Below are 13226 nucleotides of genomic sequence, written 5' to 3'. Positions count from 1 at the left end.
GTTCCCTCCCTCTTTCGTCCCGACGAGGACCACTCACCGCCCGGCGGCGGCGGGGTCCATCATCCACTGCGCATTGGTGACCCGGGCCGCTGGCAGCGATTGGTCGCCCGCCAGGGCCCGTTGAACCGCGTCCTTCTTCCCCGCGCCCGCCACGAGCATCAGCACCGCGTTGGCGCCGAGCAGCGTCGGCAGCGTGAGCGTCATCCGCCAGGGTGGGGGCTTGGGGCCCACCACGGCCAGCACCCGGCGGGACTTCTCCTCCAGCGCCGGGTGGGACGGGAAGAGGCTGGCCGTGTGCCCGTCCGGCCCCATGCCCAGCAGCACGACGTCCAGCGAGGACGGCAGGCGCGCCGCGTAGTCGTTCGCGGCGGCGTCGCGGTCGTCGCGCTCACCCTCCATCCGGAACACCTGGGACGGCCCGAGCCGCAGCGGACGCAGGAGCGTGTCCTCCACCAGGTGGTAGTTGCTCTCCGGGTGGTCGGGCGGGACGAAGCGCTCGTCCACGAAGTACACGTCCACCCGCTCCCAGGGCAGCGTCATGCGCGCGAGCTCCCGGTACGCGGGGCCGGGCGTGCTCCCACCCGACAGGGCCAGGCTCGCGCGGCGCTTCATCTTGAGCGCCGTCTGGAGCGCGCGCGCCATCCACTCGGCCGCCTCGTGTGACAGCGCCGCGTCCGGGACGACGCGGGGGGGGAGGCTGCTCATAGCTGCGTCCACCGCCGGCCGTCGCGCGCGGTCAGCTGGGCCGCGGCCTGCGGTCCCGTGCTGCCCTTGGCGTAGGACTGGATGGGGCCTCCCACGCCCGACTCCAGCGCCTGGAGGATGGGCGTCACGTAGGCCCACGCCTGCTCCACGCTGTCCTGGCGCGCGAAGAGGGTGGCGTTGCCGCGCATGCAGTCCAGCAGCAGCCGCTCGTACGCCTCCGGCACCGGCTTCTGGAAGCTCTCCGCGTAGTTGAAGTCCATGGTGACGCCCGCGATGTTGACGTCCTCGCCGGGCACCTTGGATTCGAAGGAGAGGGCGATGCCCTCCTGGGGCTGGATGCGCAGCGTGAGCACGTTGGGCTGAAGCCGCTGACAGGTGGCGCCCTCGCCGGAGAACAGGCCGATGGGCACCGAGCGGAAGTGGATGGACACCTCCGTCAGGCGCTTCTTCAGCGCCTTGCCCGCGCGCAGGTAGAAGGGCACGCCCTCCCAGCGCCACGAGTCCACGCTCAGCTTCATGGCCACGAACGTGGGGGTGCGCGAGCCGGGCTTGACGCCCTTCTCCTGGAGGTAGCCCTCGTACTGGCCCGCCACCACCGAATTGGCCACCTCGCGTCCCTCCACCGGGCGCAGGGCGCGGAACACCTTGCTCTTCTCGTCGCGGATGTCCTCCGCGGCGAAGGACACCGGCGGCTCCATGGCGCACAGCGCGAGCACCTGGAGCAGGTGGTTCTGCACCATGTCCCGGATGACGCCCGTCTCGTCGTAGAAGCCGGCGCGGTTCTCCACGTCGATGGACTCCGCCGCCGTGATTTCGACGTGGTCGATGTGGTTGCGGTTCCACAGCGGCTCGAAGATGGCGTTGGCGAAGCGGAAGACGAGGATGTTCTGGACGGTCTCCTTGCCCAGGTAGTGGTCGATGCGGAAGATCTGCTTCTCGTCCAGCACCGCCGCCAGCTCGCGGTTGAGCGCCTTGGCGCTCTCCAGGTCGTGGCCGAAGGGCTTCTCGATGATGAGCCGCCGCCAGGGCTTCTGGCCGGGCTGGTCCTCGCGCTTGAGCAGGCCGGCGCCGGCGAGCTCGTGGAGGATTTGCGGGAAGGTGGAGGCGGGCGTGGCCAGGTAGTAGAGCTGGTTGCCCTCGGTGCCCTGGCGTTGGGCGACCTGGTCCAGCCGCTCGCGCAGCCGGGCGAAGGCGGCCGGGTCGTCATAGGCGCCGGAGATACCCTCCAGCCGCGGCGCGAAGCGCTGCCACGTGGCCTCGTCCAGGGGCTGGGTGCGCGCGAACTTCTGGAGCCCCGCCTTCACGTGCTGGCGGAAGGCGTCGTTGTCGATGGGGGAGCGACTGAAGGCGACGACGGAGAAGTGCTCCGGGAGGAGGTTGGCGCGCGCCAGCTCGAACAGCGCGGGGAACAGCTTGCGCTGGGCCAGGTCGCCCGTCGCGCCGAAGATCACCGCCGTGCACGGGTCCGGTCGCGCCGCGCGCAGCAGCGGATCTCCCTCTCGGGGGTGGGTTTCGATGTGCAGCCCCTGCGCGTCCATTCCGCTGCCTCCTCCGGCTCTTTCGTGGGCGGCCACCTTACGCCGCTCGCGTCCTCCGGCTGCAAGGGACGTGGTGCGCAGTGACTGCCGCGTGACGTCCGAAGCGTCCGAAAATACGCCCCGGACGACGTCGGCAGCTCTAACAGTGGGGCCGGCGGACCGCCACGCCCGGTTGAGGGGGGATGGGCGTGGGCCGCCGCGGGAGGCTCAAGGACCGCCGCTGTAGGTGCCCACGACCTGGATGTGGCTCGTGCCCGCCTCGGAGCAGGTCGCGTCGATGCGCACCTTCCAGTTCGGGAGGTCGGAGTCCCAGGTGACGGTCCCCGTCCACGTCGAGCAGGACTGCGCGGTGTCGCTCGCGTACAGGCGGAGCGTGACCTTGGCGTTCGGCAGGGTCAGGACCTGGCCGGGCGTCGTGAGCGGACGCTCGAGCGCGACGGTCATGTTCTTCATGGGGTCGTTGCAGGAGGCGAACCGCGTGCTGGCACCCGTGATGGTGAGGTGGGTATCCGCGGCGCAGTTCCATTGGGTGTAGCAGTAGAAGTCGCGCCCCGTGGTGTCGGGACTGCCGAGGCTGTTCGAGTAGGTCACCCCCGCGCTGACGACAGGTCGGGTCAGGTCCCAGCGACACGTGGGCTGCGCGGTCCGACAGCAAGCGGCCTCATCCGCGCCACAGTCGCTCGCGTGGCAGCTCACGGGGTTCGTCGGGTCGCCCCCGCTGCACTTCTCGCTCCGGACCGCGTCGGTGCCCGTCCGGGTACAGGCCCACACCGTCGCGCCATCGCAGAATCGCTCGCCCGGCGTGCAGCTCTGCGGCGCCTCTCCGCCCCCGGAGCCCGGGTCGCCCTTGGGGCCCTGCGGTCCGGTCGCGCCCTGCGGTCCGGTCGCGCCCTGCGGCCCCGTCGCGCCCTGGGAGCCCGTGGCCCCCTGTGCCCCGGTGTCGCCCTTGGGACCCTGGGGGCCTTGTGGGCCCACGGGCCCACCCGCCGGACCCTGTGGGCCGGTCGGGCCCTGGGGCCCCGCGGGGCCCTCGGACGTGCAGGCGGTGGAGAGGAGACAGCTCAACAACAGGGGCAGGAACACGCGCCGGGCGGTCGAGGTCATGTGGGGCAAGCGCATAGCAACCGCCCCGCGCACTCTGCAACGCCAGCGGATTGTGTCAGGGCGCCACGGCCGGGAACACCCGCGCGCGCAGCGCCTCCGTCTTCCGGCGCAGGTGCGCGTCGCCCCGGTCGAGCAGCGTGGCCAGCGAGTAGCTGCGCAGCGCGGGCACCAGTTGTCCTTCCTTCTCCAGCGCCTCGCCGCGCTCCTCGGCCAGGTCGGACAGCCGACGCAGCTCGTCCCGCTCGGGCAGCTCCCGGCGCGGCTTGTACGCGAACACGCAGCGCCAGCGCTTCAAGCCGCGCTCCGCCGCGCCCTCCTGGATGTCCTGCTCGAACAGCTTCGCGAGCGCCTGCCGGTCCGGCGCCAGCGCCGCGCTCTTCCCGCCGGGGCAGCGCGGGTCCTCCGTCGCGGAGAGGCCGTTGAGCTGCCAGCGGTCCTCGCCCAGCGCGTGGAACTGCGTCATCAGCGACCGGAAGCCCATCAGGTGCCTGCTGGGGCCGTGTACGTCGAGGAAGCTCGGCGGCCCCTCCGACACCAGGTAGTCCTCCATGGCGGCCGGGTTGCCGGACTGGTGCGCCATCGCGTAGTCGCCCAGCCCCGCCACGTCGATGATTTCACCCTCGCGCAGCACCATCGACTGGCCGCCCAGGTCCGGGTACGCGACCAGGGGATGCACCTGCCCGAGCGCGCGCGCCTGGTCCTGCACCACCCGCAGGCGGTTCGCGATGAACTCGTAGGGCAGCTCCGGATGGACCTTGATGCCCGGCGCGCGCATCACCGACTTCTTCATCCACGGCCCGAGCACCGCGAGCATCGCCACCACCACGACCGCCACGACGCCGCGCTCACCCCAGTGCCACCGGCCGCCGCGCGCGCCCACGAGCGCGGCGCGCTCCCGCGTCCCGGCCACGCCCGCCGCCAGGGCCACGCCCAGCAGCGGCACCAGCGGCGCGAGGAAGCGCCACTCGCGCATCCAGTCCCCGTTGCGGTACGCGAAGAATCCACCCGCCAGGAGGAACAGCGCCGCGAGCGCCGACTGCCGCCCCGTGGCCGCGCCACCCAGGAGGCCCAGCACGAGGCCCGCCGCCGCCAGCAGGCACAGCCGTCCGTTCTCCGTGTAGTAGTTGCGCAGGTAGCCGGGGCCGTCGAACGACCACAGCCGCTTGGCGTAGTACGTGTTGGGCAGCCAGTCCGCGAAGTACACCCAGCGCACCACGAACCAGCCGCCCACCAGCACCACGAGCCACGCGGCGATGCCCAGCGCCTGGCGCCCCGCCCACTGGCGCCCCAGCCCCTGGTGGCACAGCCACACCAGCCCGGCCGCCACGACGTACAGGAGCCCCTCCGGCCGGGTCAGGCACAACAGTCCCAGCGCCAGCCCCACCCAGGCGCCGGTGCCCGTGCGCAGCTCCCGCAGGAGCAACACCCCGCAGAGCGCGAGGAGGAAGGTCTGGAGGCCCGTCTCCATGCCGCTCGAGATCCACGTCGCGTAGGTGGTGCTCGCGGCGGCCACCCAGGGACCGAGCGCGTCCTCCAGCCGGGGCGAGCGCCGACCCGCGACGGGGCCCCACGCGGCGAACACCGGCAGCGCGAGCAGGCCGAAGACGATCCCCAGCGTGTGCGCGTACGTGTCGGGCGCGGCGTCCAGCGGCCGGCTCAGCCCCAGCATCAGGGTCCAGAGCAGGTTGGAGAAGCCCTCCACGGGCTGTGACGACGGGGTGACGCGGAAGCCGTGGCCCGCGAAGAAGGTGTGGCCGTACGCGATGGAGATGGCCGCGTCGTCGACGATGGGGACGGACAGGAAGCCGCAGTGGTACGCCGCCGCCGCCACGGCGGCGAAGACGAGACCGACGGCCAGCCAGGGTTCCTTGCTCCACCGGGGCCGCGACGGGGATGGGGCTTGCTCGGTGGGCGGGGGCGAAGTCATGCCCGAGCGCGTTTATGTCAGGAGGACGGGGGTTTCCAGTGCGAGCTGGCGGTCGAGCCCCCTCCTCACGCGGGACGGGCGGAAAGGTGCTATGCCCTGGGGCCCCCGAACCCGGCCTCGCGCCCCGCCGCCGAGCACCCCGCCCCCCATGAAGTACGTCGTCACCGTCTGGTTCTGGTTCGTCTTCCTGGTCACCGCGCCGGTGCTCTTCACGCTGGGCGCGCTGCTGCTGGTCGTCTCGTATCCGTTCGACCGCAACCGGAACCTGTTGCACCTGCTGGTGTGTGGTTGGTGCCACCTGCTGTGGCTGCACCTGTCGCCCGGGTGGCGCACCCGCATCGAGGGCCGGGAGCTGCTGCCCCCGGGCCCGAGCGTGCTCGTCGTCAACCACCAGTCCGCCATGGACATCCTCGCCGTCATGGGGCTGTTCCATCCGTACAAGTTCGTGGCGAAGGCGTCGCTGTTCTCCATCCCCATCGTGGGCTGGATGATGACGCTGCTGGCCTACGTGCCCATCGTCCGGGGCTCGTCCACGGCCATGAACCAGTTGCTCGACCCGTGTCGGCGCTGGCTGCGCCGGGGCATGTCCGTGCTCATCTTCCCGGAGGGCACGTACTCCACCGGGGGCCAGCTCCTGCCCTTCAAGCGCGGCGCCTTCCAGCTCGCGGTGGAGGAGCACGTGCCGGTGGTGCCCGTGGTCGTGGAGGGCACGACGCAGTTGCTCGAGGGGGACGGCCCCTGGTTCAACGTCCGCGCCTCCATCCGCGTGCGTGTGCTGCCGCCCCTTCTGCCCGAGTCCCTGGGCGCCGACTCCGTGGAGCTGGCGAACCGCGTGCGCTCGCTCTACGAGACGACGCTCGCGGCGGGCTGACGCGAGCCACGGCTCCCGGTAGGGAGAGGTCGTCGGGATGGCGGTGTTCCATCACCACGACTGAAAAAAGCCGGTCTCGTCACAGCGGACGTGTCGTTGTTTCACGAGACAGTCTGGGCGTGCATGGGCTGCGCTATCCTTGGCGGTCATGCGCCAACTCCTGCTTCTGCTGCTGTTGATGGCCGTGCCCGCCTGGGCCACGGTCCCCTCCGGCTTCACCGAGACGGACTACTTGTCGAACGAGCTGGGCAGCGCGACGGGGCTCGCGTGGGCGCCGGATGGCTCGGGGCGGTTGTTCGTCACCATCAAGACGGGCCAGGTCCGCATCGTCTCGATGAAGAACGGCGAGCTGGAGACGTCGGGCAATCCGGCCCGGCTGGTGACGAAGCTGTTCGCCACCGAGCCGAACGTCCACACGAACAGCGAGTGCGGCGTCATCGGCATCGCGTTCGACCCGAACTACGTGGCCAACCGCTACGTGTACATCTTCGTCACCGTGTCCGCGACGGAGCAGCAGATCGTCCGCTACACGGACTCCAACGACGTGGGCATCTCCCGCACGGTGCTGGTCTCCGGGCTGCCCACGCGGGGACAGAACCATGACGGTGGTGGCATCGGCTTTGGGCCGGACGGGAAGCTCTACTGGTCCATCGGCGACCTGGGCAACGGCACGGGCGTGGACGCGGACCTGACCTCGCTCGCCGCGAAGGTGAGCCGCGCCAACCGCGACGGCACGCCGGCCAACGACAACCCCTTCAACGACGGCGTGGGCCCCAACAACGAGTTCATCTGGGCGCGCGGCTTCCGCAACCCGTTCACCTTCACCTTCCAACCCTCCACGGGCCAGCTGTGGGTCAACGTCGTGGGCACCGGCTACGAGCAGACCTTCGTGGTGAACCGGCGCAACCACGCGGGCTATGACGACTACGAGAACAACCAGCCCTCGACGAACGACTACATCACCCCGGTCATCAAGTACCGCACCAACGGCGCGGACACGCGCAACCTCACGACGGCGGCCCGCGCCGGTGGGGTCACCACGCTGACCACGGGCACGCAGCGGCACGGCTTCCGCAAGGGCGAGAAGCTGACCATCGCCGGCGTGGCGGACGCGACCTTCAACGGCGACTTCTACGTCGCGAGCGTGCCCGGCGACACCACCGTCACCGTGGCGCAGGCGGGACAGCCCGACGCCACGAGCACCGGCGGCACGGCGCGCACGCAGGAGCTGGGCGGGTGCATGAACGGCGGCGTCTTCTACGACGCCACGCTCTTCCCCGAGGAGTACCGCGGCAACTTCTTCTTCGGCGACTACAACTCCTCCAACTTCATGCGCGTCACCCTGGCCGGGGACAACACCGTGGCCACGGTGGACCCGTGGGGCAGCAACTTCTCTTCATATGTCGACGTCGCGGTGGGGCCGGACGGCGCGCTGTACACCATCGGCGTGACGGGGGGGCGGCTGCGCCGCATCACCCCGAGCACCGTGGGGCAGAAGCTGGTGGTGACCCACCTCTTCCCCCGCGTCGTCGAGGGCGGTCGGGCCACGTTCACCGTGCGGCTGGCGCAGGCGCCCACCGAGCCGGTGCTGGTCGACGTGTACCGCGCCCCGGGCGGCAGCACGGACCTGCGGCTGACGGGCCCCACCGCCTTCACCTTCACGTCCACGGACTGGAGCGTGCCGCGCGTGGTGACCCTCGAGGCGCTGGAGGACGCGGACGCGGACCCGGACACGGCCACCTTCATCGTGGGCTCGAACGGCCTGTCTTCCGAGTCCGTGGTGGCGACGACCATCGACGACAACCAGGTGCAGCTGGTGCTGTCCTCCACCAACGTGCGCGTCCCCGAGGGCGGCACCGCCACCTTCGACGTGTCCCTCTCCCGGCAGCCGACGGCCAACGTCACGTTCACCGTGGCCCGGACCACGGGCGACACGGACATCACCGTGCAGGCGGGTGGGTCGCTCACGTTCACCCCGAGCAACTGGAGCACGCCCCAGACGGTCACCCTGGCCGCCGCGCAGGACGCGGACAACGTGGATGGCGTGGCCACCATCAGCCTCACCGCGCCCAAGCTGGACTCGCGCACGGTGACGGCCACGGAGGTCGATGACGAACCGCTCGCGCCCGTCATCACCTCCACCGCCCCGACCTCCGCCGTGGTGGGCAGCCCGTACCGCTACGACGTGGAGGTGCAGGCCCGCCCCGCCGCGACGTTCTCGCTCACCGCGAGCCCGCCGGGGATGAGCATCGACGCGGCCAGCGGCCTCGTCACCTGGACGCCCACCACGGCGATGAGCACCACGGTGACGGTGGACGTCCGCAACGGCGTCTCCCCGAACGCCACCCAGACCTTCACGCTCGTGGTGAAGCAGGACGACCCGCCGCGCGCCGTCCTCACCCGGCCCAGGGCGGAGGAGCGCGTGGCGGGAGACTCGGCGGAGTTCTACGGTGACTGCTTCGACGACGTGGGGTGCACGCGCGCGGAGTTCTTCATCGACGGCCAGCGGGAGTACGCGGAGAACCGCACGGACAACCACTTCCACTTCGGCGGTGAGCACAACCGCTGGAACACCACGGGCCTCGCCCCCGGTGGGCACCTGGTGAAGTTCGCCGTCATCGACACCGGCGGCGCCCGCCACGAGGTCGAGGTGAAGGTGTGCGTGGGGGATGGCTCCTGCGACCTGGTGCCGCCGCCCGACGCGGGCGGGCCGGATGGAGGGGCGTCGGACGGAGGGACGTCGGACGGAGGGACGTCGGACGCCGGCATCACGCTGCCCCCGGATGGCGAGGGCGACGGCTGCGGCTGCGGCAGCGCGGCGATGGGGCCGCTCGCGTGGGGCGCGTTGATGGCGCTGGCGCTCACCCGCCGCCGTCGCGCGCGGCGCTGAGCGGGCCCTCAGGCGCCTCGGCGTTCCCGGACTCGCCCTGACTCGGCGTGCAGCGCGTCGGCCAGGGCGAGGAGGGGGTCGACCCTCGCGGCCAGCTTGTCGGGGGAGTTCGGCGTCCCGCGGTGCTCCGCCTCCAGCAGCCCGGAGATGATGCAGAACCGCTCGTTGTGCCGCCGCACCTCCAAGAGGGCGGTGGCCACGGCGTCCGCCAGGAGCAACTGGCGGGACTCCGGTGAAAGCCCCTTCAGGTCGAGCGCCGCGTCCAGCTCCGCGTCCCCCAGCTCCTCGTCGCGGACGCCCACGAGCTTGAGGAGCTTGTTGCCCAGGCCCTCGCGCTCCACGTGCAGCTCCGGGGGCACGCTGTCTCCCAGGTCCAGCCGCACCACCGTCGTCGTGTAGCGGCCCTTGCCCCGCCCGCGCGTCTCCGTGGCGACGGAGAGCTGTTGCCCCTGGTAGAGGCCCTGCACCTCCATCGCGCCCCAGGACTCGCTGAAGTTCCAGCCACGCTCGGCGGCGAACCCGCTCCAGGCGTCGTGCCGCCGGCGCTGCTCCCAGACGGCGTAGACGAACCCGCCGGCGAGCAGGCCGAGCGTCAGGCCGATGACCACGTAGGGCATGTAAGTCGCGGGCATAGGGACGCAGCATCTCTCCAGGGCGGTGCGGTCCACCAGTCGCCCTCGCGGGTCGGAGGTGGGAAGCCGACTCGGGGCGCGGGGCCGCTCCGCAACCGCGCGGAATTCCAGGCGCTTGCTCGCATGTCAGAGGGAGGGTGTAAGGGAGCGGGCGCCCGGCGCTTGGAGCGGGCGGCTTCGGCGGGTGAGGCTGCCGGCCGGCTCGACCGCCGAGGGGTGAGAGGGAGGGAGTACGCGGGATGCGTCTGTTGCACACGTCGGACTGGCACCTGGGACACACGCTGTACGACGTCTCGCGGGAGGCGGAGCACGGCGCCTTCCTGGAGTGGCTGCTGGACACGCTGGAGGAGCACGCCGTGGACGCGCTCCTGGTGGCCGGCGACATCTTCGACACGGCCAACCCGGGCGCGGAGGCGCAGGCGGCCTGGTATCAGTTCGTGGCGAAGGCCCGGCGCCGGCTCCCCCGGCTGGACGTGGTCGTCGTCGGTGGCAACCATGACTCGGCGGCCCGGCTGGACGCGCCGGACCCGCTGTTCGCGGCGCTGGGCGTGAGGGTGGTGGGCGGGCTGCCCCGCGCGGGGGGCGCGCTGGAGTTGGAGCGGCTGCTCGTGCCCATCCACGACGCGAGGGGGCACGTGGGCGCGTGGGTGGCGGCGGTGCCGTACCTGCGCCCCTCGGACCTGCCGCCTGTCGCGGAGGACGCGGGGGACCGGCTCGTGGAGGGCGTGCGGGCCATCTACGCGGAGGTGCTGGAGGAGGCGCGGCGCCGGCGTGGACCGGGGCAGGCGCTCGTGGCCATGGGCCACTGCTACATGACGGGCTCGGAGCTGTCGGTGCTCAGCGAGCGGAAGATCCTCGGCGGCAACCAGCACGCGCTCCCGGTGGAGCTGTTCCCGGAGGACGTCGCGTACGTGGCCCTGGGGCACCTGCACAAGGCGCAGCGGGTGGGTGGGCGCGAAGGGGTGCGCTACAGCGGCTCGCCGCTGCCGCTGTCGCTGTCGGAGGCGGGCTACCGGCACCAGGTGCTGCTGGTGGAGCTGGAGGCGGCGGCGTTGGGGCGCGTGACGTCGCTGCCGGTGCCCCGCCGCGCGGAGATGCTGCGCGTGCCGGAGCGGGAGGCGCTGCCGTTGGACGAGGTGCTGGGGTCGTTGGAGGCGCTGCCGGCGTGGGACGACCAGGTGCCCGAGTGGCGGCGGCCGTACCTGGAGGTGTGTGTGTCGCTGCCCCGGCCGGAGCCGTCGCTGCGGCAGAAGGTGGAGAAGGCGCTGGAGGGGCGCGCGGCGCGCCTGGTGAAGCTGACGCCCGCGTACACGGGCACCGGCGGCGCGCTGGCGGACGTGCGTCCGGGGCTGTCGCTGAAGGAGCGCACGCCGGAGGACGTCTTCCGGGCGCGATACGCGCGCGACTACGCGGAGCCACCCGCGGAGCCGTTGCTGGAGGCGTTCCACACGCTGCTCACCCAGGTCCAGGAGGAGCCGCGATGAAGGTGCTCTCCATCCGGGGCGCGAACCTGACGAGCTTCGCGGGGGACTTCGCGCTGGAGCTGGACCGGCCGCCGCTGGACCGGCTGGGCCTGTTCGCCATCACCGGCGCCACCGGCGCGGGCAAGAGCACGCTGCTGGACGCCATGTGTCTGGCGCTGTTCGACCGCACGCCCCGGCTGGGCGGGCGCGGCGGCGTGCCGGTGGGGCGCGCGGACGAGGACGAGGAGGCGCGGCTGTCCGCGTACGACGTGCGCGGCATGCTGCGGCGCGGGGCGGGCGAGGGCTTCGCGGAGGTGGACTTCCTCGGCAAGGACGGCAAGCGCTACCGGGCCCGCTGGTCCGTGTGGCGCGCGCGCAGCCGCGCGGAGGGGCGCTTCCGGCCGCAGGAGATGAGCCTGACGGAGGTGGCCTCCGGGCAGCAGTTCGGCCGGACCAAGGGCGAGGTGCTGACGGCCATCCAGGAGCGGCTGGGGCTGTCGTTCGACCAGTTCCGCCGCTCCGCGCTGCTGGCGCAGAACGAGTTCGCCGCCTTCCTGAAGGCGGACGCGAGCGAGCGCGCGGAGCTGCTGGAGCGGATGACGGGCACGGAGGTGTACAGCCGGCTGTCCATCGCCGCGCACGAGAAGAACAAGGCCGAGCAGGAGGAGCTGGCGCGGCGCGAGGCGGGGCTGAAGGCCATCGCGCTGATGCCGGAGGAGGAGCGGGCCGCGGCGGCGTCCCAGTTGTCGGTGGAGGCCCAGGCGCGCAAGGCGGTCGAGGCCCGGCTGGGAGAGGCGGAGGCCGCGGCGGCGTGGCACGCGGAGCGGGGGGCGCTCACGGCCTCCCGCCAGGAGGCGGAGCTCCGGCAGGGGCGCGCGGCGGAGTCCCTGGAGGCCGCGGCGCCCCGGGTGAAGCGCCTGGAGGAGGTCCGCGCGGCGGAGTCGTTCCGGGGCGCGGTGGCCACGGCGGAGGGCGCGGAGCGCCAGTGGACGGAGGCGCGCTCGGCCCGGGAGGCGCGCGCGGCGGAGGGGGAGGGGGCGCGGGCGCGGGCCGCGAGGCAGCAGGCGCTGCTGGCGGAGGCGGAGGCGGCGCGCGCGGTGGCGCTGGCGGAGGAGGAGTCCGCGAGGCCGGCGCTGGAGGCCGCGGCGGAGCTGGACGCGCGGCTGGTGGCGGCGACGAAGGAGGCGGAGGAGGCGCGAGACCGGGCGCGGACCTCCGCCGAGGCCGCGGCGCAGGCCCGCGCGGAGCTGGACGAGGTGGTGGTCCGAGAGGAGGCCGCGCGGGTGGCGGGGGAGGGGGCCCGGACGTGGCTGGCGGAGAAGGCCCACTGGGCGGCGCTCGCGGACGAGTGGCCGCGGTGGCAGCGCGAGCTGGAGCGGTACGAGAAGGCGCTCGGCGACAGCCGCGTGGAGCGCGAGGCCAGCGCGGAGCTGCGCGCGCGGGTGGACCGGCTGCGCGACGCCACCCGGCTGCGGAGCCAGGAGCGCGACGCGGCGGTGGAGTCCGAGGCCCGGGCCCAGGCGGCCTCCACGCACGCGGACGCGGCGGTGGGCACGGACGCGGGCGCGGGTCGCCGTGCCCTGCGTGAGTCGCTGCACGCCCGCCAGGAGGTGCTCCAGGGGTTGAAGGCGGCCCGGCGCGAGTGGCTCGCCCGCGGGGCGGAGGCGCGGGACGCGGAGCGCGAGGCCCGCGAGGCGCTCGAGGAAGCAGAGGCCGCGGACCGGGAGGCCTCCGAGGCAGCGGCGGGGCGGCTGGAGCGCGAGGCGGCGTTGAAGGAGGCCCGCCGGGCGCTGTCTCAGGCCCAGGCGACGCAGGGGTACGCGTCGCAGCGGGCGCGGTTGCGGGAGGGCGAGGCTTGTCCGCTGTGTGGCGCCACGTCGCACCCGTACCGCCACGAGGTCTCCGCGCTGGAGGACCTGGTGGCGCTCTCCGCGGCCCGCGTGGACACGCTGGAGTCGGAGCGGTCGGACCACGCGCGGCGCGAGGTCGAGGCGGGCGCGCGGCGGACGGCGGCGCGGACCCGGCGGACGCAGGCGGAGGGCCGGCGCGAGGCCGCGGCGGCGCGGGGCGCGGAGCAGCGGAGCGCCTGGGCGGAA

At 72.9% G+C, this 13226-nt stretch carries 9 protein-coding genes; 4 read left to right on the top strand and 5 right to left on the bottom strand.

Features of this window, described 5'->3' with window-relative positions:
• Positions 1 to 33: 33 nt before the first annotated feature.
• From pgl to LZ198_RS36875, 4 genes are all read right to left on the bottom strand, one after another.
• Positions 34 to 705 carry a 6-phosphogluconolactonase gene (gene pgl / locus LZ198_RS36890; protein WP_253976834.1) on the bottom strand — a complete coding sequence of 224 codons (672 nt, stop codon included), beginning with the start codon at positions 703 to 705 and terminating at the stop codon, positions 34 to 36.
• Complete coding sequence (gene zwf / locus LZ198_RS36885; protein ID WP_253976833.1) at positions 702 to 2243, bottom strand: glucose-6-phosphate dehydrogenase; 1542 nt, start codon at positions 2241 to 2243, stop codon at positions 702 to 704. The genes pgl and zwf overlap by 4 nt, the downstream gene beginning before the upstream one ends.
• Positions 2244 to 2450: 207 nt before the next feature.
• Positions 2451 to 3347: a collagen-like domain-containing protein gene (locus LZ198_RS43320; protein WP_267145506.1), complete on the bottom strand. Its 897-nt coding sequence runs from the start codon at positions 3345 to 3347 to the stop codon at positions 2451 to 2453.
• A 55-nt stretch (positions 3348 to 3402) separates the two neighbouring features.
• Positions 3403 to 5274: a hypothetical protein gene (locus tag LZ198_RS36875; RefSeq protein WP_253976832.1), complete on the bottom strand. Its 1872-nt coding sequence runs from the start codon at positions 5272 to 5274 to the stop codon at positions 3403 to 3405.
• 148 nt (positions 5275 to 5422) lie between these two features.
• Between LZ198_RS36875 and LZ198_RS36870 the strand changes: the two genes are divergently transcribed.
• Positions 5423 to 6145 carry a lysophospholipid acyltransferase family protein gene (locus tag LZ198_RS36870; RefSeq protein ID WP_253976831.1) on the top strand — a complete coding sequence of 241 codons (723 nt, stop codon included), beginning with the start codon at positions 5423 to 5425 and terminating at the stop codon, positions 6143 to 6145.
• Positions 6146 to 6293: 148 nt separating this feature from the next.
• Entirely contained in the window at positions 6294 to 9035 is a 2742-nt protein-coding gene (locus LZ198_RS36865) for a PQQ-dependent sugar dehydrogenase (protein WP_253976830.1), read from the top strand.
• A gap of 8 nt (positions 9036 to 9043) precedes the next feature.
• On the opposite strand, the gene LZ198_RS36860 is transcribed toward LZ198_RS36865, so the two are convergent.
• Entirely contained in the window at positions 9044 to 9667 is a 624-nt protein-coding gene (locus LZ198_RS36860) for a hypothetical protein (RefSeq protein ID WP_253976829.1), read from the bottom strand.
• Positions 9668 to 9906: 239 nt separating this feature from the next.
• Between LZ198_RS36860 and LZ198_RS36855 the strand changes: the two genes are divergently transcribed.
• Together LZ198_RS36855 and LZ198_RS36850 are read left to right on the top strand one after the other, a co-directional pair.
• On the top strand, positions 9907 to 11151 hold the full coding sequence (locus tag LZ198_RS36855) for an exonuclease SbcCD subunit D C-terminal domain-containing protein (RefSeq protein ID WP_253976828.1): 1245 nt from the start codon (positions 9907 to 9909) through the stop codon (positions 11149 to 11151).
• Positions 11148 to 13226: AAA family ATPase (locus LZ198_RS36850; RefSeq protein WP_253976827.1), on the top strand; the 2079-nt coding region annotated here is incomplete at its 3' end. The genes LZ198_RS36855 and LZ198_RS36850, both read left to right, overlap by 4 nt.

Origin of the sequence: Myxococcus dinghuensis (assembly GCF_024198235.1) — a bacterium.
Taxonomy (GTDB): Bacteria; Myxococcota; Myxococcia; order Myxococcales; family Myxococcaceae; genus Myxococcus; species Myxococcus dinghuensis.
Note: the sequence above shows the minus strand (reverse complement) of the source record. Positions and strands in the feature narration are given on the sequence as shown.